Genomic DNA, 15,131 nt, shown 5'->3' on the forward strand with positions numbered 1-15,131 from the left:
CTCCCGGGGTCGCCCGGAGGAGGTACGACAGCGTCGTAGCGCCCTCCGTCACCGTGGAGGGCGCTACCCCGCTGTCGCACATCCGTCCTCGCGCGGCTACTTCACCGAGCCCGCCATCACGCCCTGGACGAAGTGCTTCTGGAAGGCGAAGAACACCACGAGCGGAACCACGAGCGACAGGAAGGCACCCGGCGCCAGGACGCCGATGTTGCTGCCGAACTGACGCATCTGGGACTGGAGCGCCACGGTCAGCGGCTGCGACTCGCTGTCGGCGAACAGCAGGGCCACGAGCATGTCGTTCCACACCCAGAGGAACTGGAAGATCGCCAGGCTCGCGACGGCGGGCCTGCCCAGCGGCAGGATCAGCCGCAGGAAGATCCGCCACTCGCTGCCGCCGTCCAGGCGTGCCGCCTCCAGCATCTCCTTCGGGATCTCCGCGAAGTAGTTCCGCAGCAGGAAGACGGCGAAGGGCAGGCCGTACGCCACATGGAAGAGGATCACTCCCGCGACGGTGCCGAAGAGGCCGACCGCGCCGAAGAGTTTGGCCACCGGCAGCAGGCCGATCTGGACCGGCACCACGAGCAGGCCGACGACCACGAGGAACACCGCGTCCCGGCCGGGGAAGCTCAGCCAGGCGAAGGCGTATCCCGCGAGGGCCGCGATGCCGACGACCAGCACCGTCGTCGGCACCGATATGAGGACCGTGTTCCAGAAGGCAGAGACGAGACCGGAATCCTCGAAGAGGGCGCGGTAGTTGTCGACCGAGAGCTGAGCGGGGTCGATGAGCGACGTCCACCAGCCGTTCGAGGCGTTGTCCTGCTCCGAGCGCAGCGAGGAGAGGAAGAGCCCCGCGAGCGGGGTGATCCAGACGAGGGCGACGAGGACCAGGGACACCTGGACCACGGTGCTGCCCAGCCATCGGGGCGGTCCGGTGCGGCCCTTCGTTCCCGTGCGGCTCCTCGTTCCGGTGCCGCTTCTCGGTCCGGTGCGGCTGCTCGGTCCGGTGTGGCTGCTCATGATCCGCCCTTCCGGAAGCGCCGGATGTTGAAGATCATCGCCGGTACGACGAGGGCGAGGAGCAGAACGCTGAGCGCGCTGCCGAGACCCTGGTCGTTGCCCCCGCCGAAGGAGACCAGCCACATGCGCGTGGCCAGTACGTTGGCGTCCTCCTGCACGGGGCCCGGGGCGATGATGTAGACGAGGTCGAACACCTTCATGACGTTGATGACGAGCGTCACGAAGACAACGGTGAGTACGGGGGCGAGCAGCGGAACCGTGATCTTGCGGAAGATCTGGCCCTCGGTCGCGCCGTCCACCCGGGCCGCCTCCAGGGCGTCGCGCGGGATGGCCGCGAGCCCCGCGCCGATCAGGACCATCGAGAATCCGGTCCAGACCCACAGGTAGGCGCCGATGATGGCCGCGGTGACCAGACTGGGTCCCAGCCAGTCGACGCCGGTGTAGCCGGCGGCGAAGTTGGACGCGGGAATCCGCAGCGTATAGGCGTCGTCGCCGAGGTCGGCGAAGCGGAACGAGCCGTCGTCGCCCGTCTCCGCGGATCCGACGACCGTGCCCCCGCGCAGCACCTCGACCGTCACGCCGGGAAGGCCTTTCTCCTTCGTGTCGATCTGCCCCTGCCGGCCGCCCGCCCCGGGCGTGAAGTCCAGGTACACGGCGCCCGACAGGCTCCCCGCCGACGGCTCCGGCGTCCGCGCGGGCGCCGCCCGCGGGGGCACGGCCCCGGGCGCGACGCCGACGAAGGGCAGGGCGATCTCGCCCCCGGGGCGGACCTCGCCGGTCGTGTAGCCCTCGCCGGGACTGCCGTTCAGGCCCTTGCTCTCACGAGCCCGCGCCGTCGGGTAGGGGGATTGTTCGACGATCGTGTCGTGGACGCCCACGATCGCCGCGTTGAGCACGCCCCGTTCGGGGTTCTGGTCGTAGGCGAGGCGGAAGATGATGCCCGCGGCGAGGAAGGACACGGCCATGGGGAGGAACAGGACGAGCTTGAACGCGGTGGCCCACCGCACCTTCTCGGTGAGGACGGCGAGGACGAGTCCGAGCCCGGTGAGAAGCACGGGCGCGACGACGACCCAGATCACACTGTTGCGGAGGGCCTTCTGCGTGGCCGGGTCCTGGAACATCTCCAGGTAGTTCCCGGCGCCCACGAAGCGGTCGCCGCTCGCGTCGAAGAGGCTGCGCCCGACGGAGTACACGACCGGGTAGACGACCAGTGCCCCCAGGAGCAGCAAGGCCGGGAGGACGAAGAGCGCGCCGAGGAGACGCCTTCTGCGGAGGGCACGGCGCCGCGGGTTCGCCGCGGCGCGTGCCTTCGGGGTGTCGGCCATGACCGGGCGACCTCAGTTCCCGTACGCCTTGGCCGCAGCGGCCTCCAGAGCCGCCGCGGTCGCCTTCGGGTTCGAGGGGTCGCGCAGGAAGTCCTGGAGCAGCTTCCACTCGCCGGCGCCCTTGGTGCCGCCGAAGGCCGCGGGGGCCTGGTCGGACATGTCGAAGCGCACCGAGTCTCCGGCGGCGACGAGGGACGCGGCGGTCGCGCGCGTGGTGGCGTCGCCATAGGCCTCGGGCTTGACGTTCTTGTTCGGGGAGAGGAAGCCGCCGGCCCCGGCCCAGACCTCGGCAGCTTCCGGTGTGGCGAGGAACTCGAGGAGTTTCATGCCGGCCTCGGCGTTCTTGGCGTCCTTGAGGACCACCGCGGCGTCCCCGCCGCTGACCACGGGCGGTGCCCCCGCGCCGACCGCAGGGAACGGGAAGAACTTGGCGTCCTCGCCGGGCTTCTTGCCGAACTCGTCCTTGGCGACGCCGCCCACGAAGTCGCCTTCGTAGACCATGCCGGCCTCGGGCTCCGGACCGAAGACCTTCTGCACGGAGCCGGGGAAGTCGGTCTGCAGGGCCCCCTGGGCTCCGCCGGCCACGAGCTGCTTGTCCTTGAAGACCACGGCGAGCGTCGAGAGGGCCGTGACGACGCTCTCGTCCGTCCACTTGATCTTGTGCTGGGCGAGCTGGTCGTACTTCTCCGGTCCTGCCTGGGAGAGGTAGACGTTCTCGAACCAGTCGGTCAGCGTCCAGCCGTCCTCACCGGCGACCGCGAAGGCGGGTCGGCCGGAGTCCGCGAGCGTCCGTCCCGCCGCGAGGAGCTCGTCCCAGCTCTTGGGCTCGTTGACGCCGGCCTGGGACAGCGCCTCGGGGGCGTACCAGATGGTGGATTTGTGGGCCGCCTTGAAGTAGAGCCCGTAGTACTTCCCGTCGACCGTTCCGTAGTTCTTCCAGACGGGGGCCAGGCCCGCGGTGGCGGTCTCCGTGGTCTTCTCGGACAGCGGCCTGAGCCAGCCCGCCTTGGCGAACTGCTGGAGCACGCCGACCTGCGGGACGAGCACCACGTCGGGGGCGTTGCCGCCCTCGATCTTGCTGCCGACGAAGGTGGAGACGTTGTCGCCCGAGGGCACGAAGACGGTCTTGGCGCCGGTCTTCTCGCTGAAGGCGTCGAGCACCTTCTTGAAGTTCTTCTGCTCGCTGCCGGTCCAGACACCGGCGACGGTGACGGTCTTCCCGCTGAGTTCGCCGTCGGCGGCGGGTTCGGCGTCTCCCCCACAGGCGGTGACGGTGAGGGCCAGGGCCAGCACGGTGGAGACGGTGCCGGTGGTACGGAGGGTTGTCGCGGCGGATCGTCTCATGACGGTCCATCCTTCCTTCGGGAACGGGGCAGGGCGGGCGGGGCGGGGCGGAACAGGAGCCGGCGGAGCGGGGCGGAGAGGGGCAGGTCAGGAGGCCGGGGTGTCGGTGGACCACCAGGCGGCGGTCGCCCCGGGGAGTTCACCGGCCGGGCAGGGTCCGCTGGACAGCAGCGGCACACCGGGCACCGGGGCGGGGACGGTGTCGGAGCCGAAGTTCACGGCGCAGACCAAGCCGTCGCCACGCGCCATGGCGAGGACGTGGGGTGGTGCCTCCAGCCAACGCAGGGGTCCTTCCCCCAACTGGGGCAGACCTCGCCGGAGTTGGAGTCCTTCGCGGTAGAGGTGCCAGAACGATCGGGTGTCGGCGAGGGCGCGGTCGGTGGCGTACTCGGCGAACCACTCCGGCTGCGGCAGCCAGGTGCGTACACCGGCCTCGCCGTCGCTGAACCCGAAGGGGGACGCCTGGCCCGACCAGGGAAGGGGGACGCGACAGCCGTCCCGGATCCTCGCGCGGCTTCCCGTACGGCGGAAGATGGGGTCCGTCAGCACGTCGTCGGGCAGGTCGAGCACCTCGGGCAGTCCGAGTTCCTCACCCTGGTAGACGTAGGCGGCGCCCGGGAGCGCCAGCATGAGGAGCGCCGCCGCGCGGGCCCGTGCGGCGCCGACGTGCTCGGCGCCGGGGCCGCCCGCGTACCGGGTGACGGTGCGGACCTGGTCGTGGTTGTTGAGGACCCAGGTGACCGTCGATCCCGTGCCGGCGATGTCACGGAGGGCCTCGTCGATGACGGCCCGGAAGGCGGTGGCGTCCCAGGGGGCGCTGAGCAGGTCGAAGAAGAACGCCTGGTGCAGCTCGTCCGGCCGTACGTACAGGGCGTGTTCACGTGCGCTCGGCACCGACACTCGCCCACGAGCAGCCGCTCGATGCCGTCGCGTTCCGTGTACTCCTCGCACACGGCGCGCCAGCGGCGCCACACGTCGTGGACCTCGGGCTGGTTCCAGGCCAGGGGGTTGACCGAGTCGCGGGTGCGCTCGTCCGCCGTCGGATCGTCCGAGTCGGGGAGATCGGGATGCTTGTACAAGCCGGCGGCGACGTCGATGCGGAACCCGTCCACGCCGCGGTCCAGCCAGAAGCGCAGCACCTGCTCGAAGTGCTCGCCCACGCGCGGGTCGCGCCAGTTGAGGTCCGGCTGTTCCGGTGTGAAGAGGTGGAGGTACCACTCGCCGGGGGTGCCGTCCGGTTCCGTGACGCGGGTCCAGGCGGGACCACCGAACATGGCGTGCCAGTTGTTCGGGGGCTCGTCCCCGTTCGGGCCGCGGCCCGGGGCGAAGTGGAACCGTGACCGGGCGCGGCTCCCCGGTCCGGCGGCCAGGGCCTTCCGGAACCACCGGTGCTCGGTCGAGCAGTGGTTGGGGACGATGTCGATCAGCAGCTTGAGCCCGAGCCGATGGGCCTGGGTCACCACGCGTTCGAACTCGGCGAGGTCGCCGTACACGGGGTCGACGTTCTGGTGGTCCGCGACGTCGTAGCCGTGATCGTGCTGAGGCGAGGGATAGAACGGGCTCAGCCAGATGCCGTCGACGCCGAGCTTCCTCAGGTAGGGAAGGCCGGCGCGGACGCCGGCGAGATCTCCGACGCCGTCCCCGGTGCTGTCGAGGAAGCTGCGGACGTAGACCTGGTAGATCACCGCGTCCCGCCACCAGGGGGTGGCGGAGTGGGCGCGGGGTGAGCGGCCGGCATGGGCCGCAAGAGTGCTGAGCATCTCGCGTCGACCTGTCTGCAGTGAATGCGAGAGCACCCGATCGGGAGCCTCTGCTATGCATTCATGTTAAGTAGCCATGACGGCGCGATGTCAACGAGGCTGCCGAACTTGCTTGTGAAGATGCTGCATTGAGCAGACAGTACGAGCGAGGGGGAGGCCTGTTAGTCAACAGGTAGGTAGTGACGGTCCGAGCGAGGCAGGAGGGACCTCGGGGAGCTCCGGGACCTCAGGCAGCCCAGGAGCCTCAAGAACCGCTGGAGATGGCACCCAGCTCGCGTGTCAGCCGCCGCACGGCTTCCTCAGGCGTGTCGCGGAGCGCCAGCACGTCCTGGCCGACCGCCTGGACGACGAGGCTCACCTGGTCGTACCGCGCGCTCTTGGGGCGAGGCACGGCCGCGAGCACGCTCTCCCGGAGGATCGGGAGGTAGGGGTGGGCGGCGACGAGCGACGGGTCGTCGTAGAGCGAGGCTCTCACCGGCGGCAGAGCGCCACTTGTCAGGACCTGGCGCTGTACCCGCTCGCTCGTCAGGTACGCGATGAAGTCGGCGGCCGTGGCGGCGTTCATCGAACGGGCGGACACGGCGAGGTTCGATCCGCCGAGCACGCTCGTGCCCAGCCCGTCGAGACCGGGCAGCGGCACGGCGCCGATGCGTCCCGCGACCTTCGATCCCGGGCCGTTGGCGTCCGTGTAGACGTACGGCCAGTTCCGCAGGAAGAGGAGACGTCCTTCCTCGAAGGCGGCGCGGGACTCCTCCTCCTTGTACCGCAGGGCCTCGGTGGGTATCCAGCCCTCGCGCACCCCGTCCGCGAGGAACGCGAGGCCCGCCCGCGCCGCGTCCGAGTCGACCGCGACCGTCGTGCCGTCGTCACGCAGGACGGTCCCGCCCGCGGACTGGATCGCCTCGGTGACGTTCACGGTCAGCCCCTCGTAGGGGAGGAACTGGCCCGCGTACCCCTCCAGGCCGTGCCGGGGAGCGAGCGTGCGCGCCTGGCGGGCCAGCTCGGCCCAGGTCCTCGGCGGCTTCTCGCCGGCCGCGTCGAGCACGTCCTTGCGGTAGTAGAGCAGCCCCGCGTTGGTCACGTACGGGACGGCGTACAGCCTCCCTTCGAACGTGGCCGTGTCGACCACGGGGCGCAGAAAGGAGTCGAGTTCGAACCGGCCGCGGTCCAGGGGACTGATCAGACCTGCCGCGGCGAACTCCGAGGTCCAGGCCACGTCGAGGTTGAGCACATCGAACCGGCTGCTGCCGGAGCGGAGTTCGCTGAGCATCTGCGCCCGGGTCTCGTCGGCCGAGTCCGGCAGCTCGACGAGGGTGACCCGCTCGCCCGGATGCCCGCCGTTCCACTCGTCGACCAGCGGTGACAGGTAGCGGGTGAGATCTCCCGCCGTGACGAACGTCAGCGGTCCCCGGCCCTCGGCCGAGTACTCCACGGGACGCTGCGCGACGCCGGAGTACCCGGCCAGCACGATCGCCGCTGCGAGAATCCCCCTCCTCACGGCCCGTATCCACCGCATAGGTTCCTCCTGGACGTGGTCCCGGACGCGACGTGGACCATCGTGGCATAGGTCGAGTCCGGGGAATCGGCGATACTGGACCGCCGGATGACAGCGCCGTCACCTGGTCCTACGGTCTCAGGTCCGGCATCGGGTTCCGGAACGACACAGAAGGGGGAGCGTGTGCGGCAGCAGTTGCTGGCACTCCTCACCCGGGGCCCAGCCCACGGTTACGAGCTCAAGCAGGGCCTTGAACAACTCCTCGGCTCCGCATACCCTCAGCCGAACGTCGGCCAGGTCTACGTGACGCTCGGGCGGCTGGAGAAGAGCGGTCTCATCGAGGGTGAGGATGTCGAACAGTCCGGTCGCCCCAACAAGCGGACGTACCGGTTGACGGAAGCGGGGCGGGACGCCGTCTCCGCGTGGTTCGAGGAGACCGCCGACGAGCCGAGGGTTCGCGACGAGTTCTTCATGAAACTCGCGCTGGCCCCGTTGTCCGGACTCGCCGATCCGATCACCCTGATCAACAAGCAGCGGCGCCAGCACCTGAACACGATGCGCACCCTCTCCAAGCTCGCCGCTTCGGAGGACCGTGGCAACAAGATCGCCCAGCTCCTGATCGAGGGTGCCATGCTGCACCTGCAGGCCGACCTCGACTGGCTGGAGCGCTGTCAGGAGGAGCTGGAATGACAGAAGGTCCCACCGCGGCGCCCCCACAGGACACGATCGTGCGTGCCGAGGGTCTGACGAAGACCCACCACGGCGACAGTGCCCCTGTCCAGGCGGTACGAGGTGTGGACCTGACCGTGCGGCCGGGTGAGTTCGTCGCGATCACCGGCCCGTCCGGAGCGGGAAAGTCCACCCTCCTTCACCTCGTGGGCGGTCTCGAACGGCCGGACAGCGGGCATCTGTGGCTGGGCGGGGAGAAGGTCGACGGGTTCTCGGAGGCCCGCTGGGCGATGCTGCGCCGCCGCCACATCGGCATCGTCTTCCAGTTCTTCAACCTGGTCTCCAACCTCACCGTCGCCGACAACATCGAACTGCCGGCGCTCCTCGCCGGGGTCTCGCCCCGGTCGGCGCGGCAGAGCAGAGCGGAACTCCTCCAGGAACTCGGTCTGGAGGGCAGGGACCGCTCGATGCCGGGAGAGCTCTCCGGAGGCGAGCAACAGCGGGTCGCGCTCGCCCGCGCCCTGGTCAACAACCCGGCGCTGCTGCTCGCCGACGAGCCCGCGGGAAGCCTCGACAGCAAGGGGACCCGCGATGTCGCACGGTTGCTCTCGCGCTTCCACCGGCGGGGCCAGAGCATCCTCATGGTCACCCACGACGCCCGCATGGCCAGCGCCGCGGACCGGGTCATCAGCTTCTTCGACGGACGGACAGCCGACGACGCGGCCCTCGGCGACGGCGGCACGGCACGTCCGGGAGTGTCCGGCGTGCTCGAACTGCGAGACTGAGGCGGTACGTCGTGCGGGCCATTCTGCGGTGGGCTCACTCGGACCTGCGTGCCCATCGGGGCGAGGCTCTGTTCGCCGTGCTGGCCAGCGCCGGCGTGATCGCCTCGTTGCTGCTGTCCGCGGCACTGCTCAGCTATGCCGTCAACCCCTGGCAGCGGGTGTTCAACCAGTCCCAGGGCGCGCACATCTGGCTTCACACCCGCGGTGATCCCGACGCGGCCTCGCTCGCCTCGCTCGCCTCACTGGAAGAGGTCGCCGCGCTCTCGGGTCCCTTCCGGACGGCCGACACCACCGTCGAGGTGGCCGGCGCGCGAGCGCCGGTCGTCCTGCGGGGCACGCGTCCCCAGCCGTCCACGGTGGCCCGCCCCCTCGTCACCGAGGGACGCTGGCTGACGTCGGGGACCACCGGCGGCCGGCAGGACGAGATCGTTCTGGAGAGCACACTGGCGCGGGCGCTGTGGGCCGATCCCGGCGAGACCGTGACGGTCGCCGGCGAGGACGGCGCACCGTTGTCCCTGCGGATCGTGGGGATCGCGGAGAGCGCCGAGCCCCTCTATCGGGCCGGCCAGGGAGCGGGCGTCGCCTGGGTGCTGCCCGGGGAACTGGACCACGTGGCCTCGACCGCTGCGGGGCAGAGCGTCGGGCTGCGGCTCAAGGACCCGGACGACACCGACTACGTCGTCCAGCGAGCGGTGACACTGCTCGGCGCCCCCCGGGTCGACCGGGTGACGAACTGGCAGGAGGCCAAGGCCGACAGGGGAGGCGACGACCGGCTGCTCGGGCAGATGTTCGCCGCCTTCGGCCTGGCCGCCCTGTTCGCGGCCGCGGTCGCCGTCTCCGGAGCGGTCAGGGCACGCGTGCGGGGCCAGCTCAAGGACATCGCGGTGCTGAAGGCCATCGGCTTCACTCCCGGCCAGGTGATGTGGGGGTTCCTCGTCCAGCACCTGGGCTTCGCGGTCCTCGGCGCCGGGCTCGCCACGGCGGCGACCCTGACGCTCGGCCGGTTGATTCCGGGCAGGATCGGGGAGGCGGTGGTCCTGTGGCCGGAGATGCCCGGGCACCGGGCGATCGTGGCCGGACTGCCCGGCGCCGCGGTCCTTCTCATCGGTACCGCCACCGGGCTCGCCGCCTGGCGGGCCGGCCGGGTGCCGCCCGTCCCCACCGCCAGGTCGGCGCTCCCCACCGCCGCCCCGATCACCCTCCTCGGCCGCCGTGCCATCGCCCTGCGCATGTCGCCGGCGCTGGTTCTCGGCTGGCGCTCCGCGTTCTCCGGCCGTGGCCGCGACCTGTGGTCGATCACCAGGCTCGCTCTCCCCATCGCCCTGATGACCGTGGCCCTCGTCGCCTGGTCGACACTCGACCAGTTCCGCAGCGACCCCGCCCAGATGGGCCGCGCCGCCGCCCTGACCGTACGCGCCGAACAGCCCGGCCCGGGGGACGACCCGGCGCTCGAACGCGTCCTGACCTCGGTCCCGGGCGTCGAAGACGCCTTCCCCGGTGCCGAGTTCGTCGCGCTGGTCCCCGGCCAGACCGGGACGATCACCCTGCGCGGACTGGGCAGCCGGACGCGGCCGTACCCCCACACCGTCGTCGAGGGCCGGGCACCTGGCGGCCCCGACGAGGCAGTCGCCGGGCAGGGACTCCTCGACCTCCTGGGCGTACGGGTCGGGGAGTGGGTCCGTATGACGGTCGAGGGCCGCCCGCAGATCCTGCACATCGTGGGCCGTAGCGTCGAACCCGACCAGGGCGGCCGGGTGATCTCCACCTCGCTCGACAGCCTCAGGGACGACGCCCCGGCGATGAGCGCGCGGTTCCACGCGCTCGTCCTCCGGCCGGGGGCCGACCCCAGGGAGGTGGCGGCCGCCGTCTCCGGGTCGACCACCGGAGCGCTGGAGGTTCGTGAGACTCCCACCCCGGCGGACCGGCTGGACACCCCGCGCGGAGTCATCGCGGCGCTCATCGCCGTCCTTGCCTTCATCGCCCTCGTCGAACTGCTCACCCTGATCAGTACCGGAGTGCGCGCCCGGGTACGCGACCTCCTTGCCCTGCGGGCCATCGGGCTCACCCCCCGCCAGATCGGCTCGGTGACCGTCACGGCGGCGGCCCTCACCACCCTGGTCTCCGCCCTCCTGGGCACCGGGGCCGGAGCGGCGCTCGGCCGGTGGCTCGTCGACGAGGAGGGCCGCTCCAGCGGCATCGGCGCGGGCATCGCCCATGTACCCTCACCGCTGGTCCTGGTGACCCTGATCGCCACGGCGACCGCGGTCGGCGCGGTGGCCGCGCTGGCGCCCGCAGTGAAGACCGCACGTCGCCGCCTCATCGACTCGGCGAGCGAGACGCTCTAGGTGCTTGGGCAAGGGGCGTCGACCCCGTACGACAGCCACGTCGCCGCTAGCCGGTGCGGGACCGTCATCTCCTCATCGGACAGCGGCGACAAGACTCCCCTGGAGCTCGACGCGCGGCAGTTCAAGGGCGAAGGCGGTGGCGCCCGGTTCGCTGCGCAGGGTCAGGGTGCCGCCGTGCGCCGTCACCAGGGAGCGGGCCACCGCGAGGCCGAGGCCGCTGCCGCCGTTCTCGCGGCTGCGGGCCTTGTCGACGCGGTAGAAGCGGTCGAAGATCCGGCGCTGGTCGGCGTCCGTGATGCCGGGTCCCGCGTCGGCCACGACCACCCGGGCGGCCTCAGGTGACACGCCCACCGTCACGGACACGCGTGTCCCCGCGGGCGTGTGCACGGCCGCGTTGGTGAGCAGGTTGTCGAGCACCTGGCGGATGCGGACGGGGTCGAGGCTCAGGGGCAGCGGCCGGGACCCGGCGTCGAGGGTGAGCGGGTGGCCGGGATGGGCGGCGCGGAAGGCGTCGGCGGCCTGTCGGGCGAGGTCCACCAGATCGCACGGTTCCAGGCGCAGCGGCGCGTCCACCTCCGCGGCGTCGAGCCGGGCGAGCAGCAGCAGGTCGTCGAGGAGGACGCCCATGCGGGCCGCTTCGGAGCGCAGCCGGGCGAGGTGCCTGTCGCGCTCCTCGGGGACGTTGGCGGCGGCGTACTGGAACAGGTCGGCGTAGCCGCGTACCGACATCAGCGGGGTGCGCAGTTCGTGCGAGGCGTCGGCGACGAAGCGGCGCAGCCGCTGTTCGGCCTCGGCGCGCACGGCCAGGGAGTCGTCGATGTGCTCCAGCATCGTGTTGAAGGCGGTGCGCAGCTCCTCGACCTCGGGTCCGCCGCCGGACCGGTCGGCGCGCAGCGGCAGGCGGGCCGCCGACTCGGTGAGGTCGTGCGAGGCGATGCCGTGGGCGGTGTGCGCCATGTCGCTGAGCGGTTTCAGGCCGCGTCGCAGCAGGATCCGTCCGAAGACGACGAGGGCGAGGAGGGCGACCGTGAACGCGATCACCTGGACCGTGATCAGCTGGTCCATCGTGTCCTCGATCTCCGCCATCGGGGCGGCGCTGACCAGGACGACTCCGGGCACGACCTCACAGGCCCGCAGCCGGTAGGCGCCCTTCCCGGCGACCTGCGCGGTGCTCGTCACATCGCCGGCGGAGTCGGCACGCGCCTGGGCGAGCGCGGTGAACCCCTCGGTGTCGTCCGGCACGTCGGCGGGCCGGCGCAACGCCGCCGTGCCGTCGCGGACGTCGTACACCGCCGTGTACCACCCGTAGTACGGCTGTCGTCTGACCGTGCCGTGCTGGGCGGCGTCCTTGGCCTGGATGTTCTGTACGAGCTTCAACTGGGCGACCTGCTGGTGTCCCAGGTAGTCGCGCATGTACGTGGTCAGGGCCGTACCGAGGACGGCGAACGCCACGAGCGACAGCACGCCGAGGCCGAGCGCGAGCCGGGTCCCGAGGCGGAGTCTGGCGTACGTGTCGCGCAGCCGCCCGCTCATACGGCGGCCTCCCTGACCACATAGCCGAAGCCGCGCACGGTGTGGATCAGCGGAGTGCCGGTGGCGTCGAGCTTGCGGCGCAGCCGGCTGACGACCAGCTCGACGACGTTCGAGCGGCCGCCGAAGCCGTACTCCCAGACGTGGTCGAGGATCTGTGCCTTGGTGAGCACGGTCGGGGACTTGCGCATGAGATAGCGCAGCACCTCGTACTCGGTCGGGGTGAGCGTCAACCGGTCTTCTCCGCGCCGTACTTCCCGGGTGTCCTCGTCCATCGTCAGATCGGAGACGCGCAGGACGGACCGCTCGAAGCCCGGCCCGGCGCTGCGCCGCAGCACGGTGCGCAGCCGCGCCATCAGCTCCTCCACGGCGAACGGCTTGACCAGGTAGTCGTCACCGCCACGGGTCAGCCCGGCGACCCGGTCGGCGACGGTGTCGCGCGCGGTGAGGAACACCACGGGGACCATCGTCCCGGCCGCGCGCAGCCCGTCGAGCACGCCGAAGCCGTCGATGTCGGGCAGCATCAGGTCCAGGACGACGATGTCCGGACGGAAATCGGCGGCCAGCCGCAGCGCTTCCCGCCCCGAGTTGGCCGTGACGGCTTCCCAGCCCTCGTAGCGGGCGACCGTCGCGACGAGGTCGGCGATCGGAGGGTCGTCGTCCACCACCAGCACGCGTATCTTCTCCACCCGCCCATCTTGCGCCACGCGCGCGGCGGCGCGGCCCCCGCTGATCAGGGCCGGGGCACTTCGATACGGAGTTGAAAGTCTCCTGACAGGGGATCGACAGGTCCCGGCGGTCAAGCTCTCTCCAGCGACTCGATCAGTCGGCCGGCCGATCAGCTCGATCGTCCGATCAGCTCGATCCATTCGATGAGCTCGGTCCGCACGATGAGCTCGGACCGCTCGACAGCTCGGTCCGCTCGATCAGCTCCATCCATTCGATCCAGGAGGTTCCGGCCCGTGACCGCTGCTGTCCCCGCCACATCCGCGCCGCCGTCCGCGACGCCGACTCCGCCCGCTCCCCTCTCGGCGCTGCGGCCCCGGGTGGTGGCCCGAGCCGGCCTGTACGCCCTGCTCGCCGCGAACGCGGCGACTGTCGCGTACTTCTTCTCCCAGGCGGGCTTCGCGTCCAACGCGCTGATCGTGCTCGGCCGCCTCTTCGGCCTCTACGGCGCCCTGTTCATGGCCCTCCAACTGCTGCTCGTCGCCCGGCTGCCGTGGCTGGACCGCCGCATCGGCATGGACCGGCTCACGTCCTGGCACCGCGTGACCGGCTTCGGGCTGCTGTGGACGCTGGTCGGCCACGGCGTCTTCATCACCTTCGGCTACGCCCAGTCCTCCTCGCTCGGCCCGGTCGACCAGGTGATCGACCTGGCAGAGACCACCGAGGGCGTGTTGCGGGCGATCGTCGCTATGGTCCTCATCCTGGTCGTCGGAGGGGCCTCGGCCCGCTGGGCACGGCGCCGACTCGCCTACGAGACCTGGCACTTCATGCACCTGTACACCTACGTCGCGGTGGTCCTCGCCTTCACCCACCAGGTCGCGGCGGGAACCACGTTCACCACGTCGCCGGCCGCCACCGCGTACTGGTACGGCCTGTGGGGCTGCGCGCTCGGCGCGGTGTTCGCCGGCCGCGTCGCGCTCCCCCTCCGACGGAACCTGCGGCACCGGCTGCGCGTGTCGGCGGTCGTGCCCGAGTCCGAGCACGTCGTCTCCGTCTATCTGACGGGCCGCGGCCTGGACCGGCTCCCCGCCCGCGCGGGCCAGTTCTTCCTGTGGCGGTTCCTGACGAAGGACCGCTGGTGGCAGGCGAACCCGTACTCCCTGTCGGCCGCTCCCGACGGCACCCACCTGCGGCTGACGGTGAAGGCGTCCGGCGCGGGGTCCGCGTCGCTGCGCCACCTGGAGCCGGGGACCCGGGTCTTCGCCGAAGGCCCCTACGGCGCCTTCACCGCCCTTCACCGCACCCGTCCGAACACGCTGCTGATCGCGGGCGGTGTCGGCATCACCCCGATCCGCGCGCTCCTGAAGGAGCTGCACGGTCATGCCGTGCTCGTCTACCGCGTCTCCGCCGCGCAGGACGCGGTCCTCTACGGCGAACTGCGGGAGCTCGCCGCCGCCAAGGGCGCGTCGCTGCATCTGATCAGCGGCCCGCCGTCCCCCGACCCGCTGGCGCCGGACGCGCTGTCCGCGCTCGTTCCCGACCTCGCCGCACGCGACATCTACGTCTGCGGTCCGCCCGGCATGACCGGTGCCGTACTGCGCGGCCTGCGCGCGCTCGGCGTACCCAGGCGGCAGGTCCACTTCGAACGCTTCAGCCTGGCCGGCTGAACCAGAGACACAGCAGACAAGGAGGAACCTCACGTGAAACGTGCACTGCCCGCCCTGGTCCTGTCCGTCGCGGCCCTGATCCCGATCTGGCGGTACACACCGTCGATCGGTTCGTCCGCCCAGCCACCGCCGAGCGGGGCGGAAGCACTGTCCCCGCCCGCGCCCTCGTCGAACCCGACCGCTCCGCCGGCGTCCTCATCTGACTCCTCCGCACCGCCGGATTCGTCGCCCGGATCCTCCGCCCCGCCGACGACCGCCACAGGCCCCCAGGTGATAGCCGGGTCGACGGTCCCGACCGAGAAGGGAGACGTCCAGGTCGAAGTGACACTCACCGCGGGCCGGATCACTGCGGTCCGGGCCCTCAAGGCGCCCCCGCACCCGCAGACCACGGCGGCCCTCCCGAAGCTGGTCGAGGCGACCCTCGAAGCGCAGAGCGCCGACATCGACGCGGTGACGGGGGCGACGATCACCAGCGACGGCTACCGGGAATCCCTCCAGGCGGCCCTCGACCTGAAGAACGGCGCCTGA

At 71.2% G+C, this 15,131-nt stretch carries 11 protein-coding genes and 1 pseudogene; 5 read left to right on the top strand and 7 right to left on the bottom strand.

What is annotated here, in order from left to right:
• Nucleotides 1–96: 96 nt before the first annotated feature.
• The 5 genes and pseudogenes from E0F75_RS01900 to E0F75_RS01920 form a co-directional block, all read right to left on the bottom strand.
• A complete protein-coding gene (locus E0F75_RS01900) occupies nucleotides 97–1,017 on the bottom strand; it encodes a carbohydrate ABC transporter permease (RefSeq protein ID WP_187620640.1) in 921 nt (306 codons plus the stop codon).
• Nucleotides 1,014–2,342 (bottom strand): carbohydrate ABC transporter permease, encoded by a 1,329-nt coding sequence (locus tag E0F75_RS01905; RefSeq protein ID WP_187620641.1) that lies wholly within the window; start codon nucleotides 2,340–2,342, stop codon nucleotides 1,014–1,016. The genes E0F75_RS01900 and E0F75_RS01905 overlap by 4 nt, the downstream gene beginning before the upstream one ends.
• Nucleotides 2,343–2,354: 12 nt before the next feature.
• Complete coding sequence (locus tag E0F75_RS01910) at nucleotides 2,355–3,686, bottom strand: ABC transporter substrate-binding protein (protein ID WP_187620642.1); 1,332 nt, start codon at nucleotides 3,684–3,686, stop codon at nucleotides 2,355–2,357.
• Nucleotides 3,687–3,773: 87 nt separating this feature from the next.
• Nucleotides 3,774–5,446: pseudogene (locus E0F75_RS01915) on the bottom strand (glycoside hydrolase family 13 protein).
• Nucleotides 5,447–5,690: 244 nt separating this feature from the next.
• Nucleotides 5,691–6,962, bottom strand: a complete 1,272-nt coding sequence (locus tag E0F75_RS01920) for an ABC transporter substrate-binding protein (protein ID WP_187620643.1) — start codon at nucleotides 6,960–6,962, stop codon at nucleotides 5,691–5,693.
• Between the two features lie 162 nt (nucleotides 6,963–7,124).
• On the opposite strand from E0F75_RS01920, the gene E0F75_RS01925 reads away from it, so the two are divergent.
• From E0F75_RS01925 to E0F75_RS01935, 3 genes are read left to right on the top strand one after another with little or no spacing between them, the layout of a single operon-like run.
• On the top strand, nucleotides 7,125–7,631 hold the full coding sequence (locus E0F75_RS01925; protein WP_187620644.1) for a PadR family transcriptional regulator: 507 nt from the start codon (nucleotides 7,125–7,127) through the stop codon (nucleotides 7,629–7,631).
• Entirely contained in the window at nucleotides 7,628–8,395 is a 768-nt protein-coding gene (locus E0F75_RS01930) for an ABC transporter ATP-binding protein (RefSeq protein WP_187620645.1), read from the top strand. Before E0F75_RS01925 ends, E0F75_RS01930 begins: the two co-directional genes overlap by 4 nt.
• A gap of 11 nt (nucleotides 8,396–8,406) precedes the next feature.
• A complete protein-coding gene (locus tag E0F75_RS01935; RefSeq protein ID WP_187620646.1) occupies nucleotides 8,407–10,740 on the top strand; it encodes an FtsX-like permease family protein in 2,334 nt (777 codons plus the stop codon).
• Nucleotides 10,741–10,812: 72 nt separating this feature from the next.
• Here the strand turns inward: E0F75_RS01935 and E0F75_RS01940 are convergent, their stop codons facing one another.
• Both E0F75_RS01940 and E0F75_RS01945 read right to left on the bottom strand, forming a co-directional pair.
• The gene (locus tag E0F75_RS01940; protein WP_187620647.1) at nucleotides 10,813–12,273 is read right to left on the bottom strand and encodes a cell wall metabolism sensor histidine kinase WalK; all 1,461 of its coding nucleotides are present in this window, start codon (nucleotides 12,271–12,273) and stop codon (nucleotides 10,813–10,815) included.
• Nucleotides 12,270–12,959, bottom strand: coding sequence for a response regulator transcription factor (locus E0F75_RS01945; RefSeq protein WP_187620648.1), 690 nt, complete (start codon nucleotides 12,957–12,959; stop codon nucleotides 12,270–12,272). The genes E0F75_RS01940 and E0F75_RS01945 overlap by 4 nt, the downstream gene beginning before the upstream one ends.
• A gap of 345 nt (nucleotides 12,960–13,304) precedes the next feature.
• Here E0F75_RS01945 and E0F75_RS01950 point away from each other — a divergent pair, with 345 nt between their 5' ends.
• A complete protein-coding gene (locus E0F75_RS01950; protein WP_267499314.1) occupies nucleotides 13,305–14,603 on the top strand; it encodes a ferredoxin reductase family protein in 1,299 nt (432 codons plus the stop codon).
• Nucleotides 14,604–14,636: 33 nt separating this feature from the next.
• Nucleotides 14,637–15,131: an FMN-binding protein gene (locus E0F75_RS01955; RefSeq protein ID WP_187620649.1), complete on the top strand. Its 495-nt coding sequence runs from the start codon at nucleotides 14,637–14,639 to the stop codon at nucleotides 15,129–15,131.

The sequence above is a fragment of the Streptomyces sp. CB02980 genome, assembly GCF_014451325.2.
Classification (GTDB): domain Bacteria; phylum Actinomycetota; class Actinomycetes; order Streptomycetales; family Streptomycetaceae; genus Streptomyces.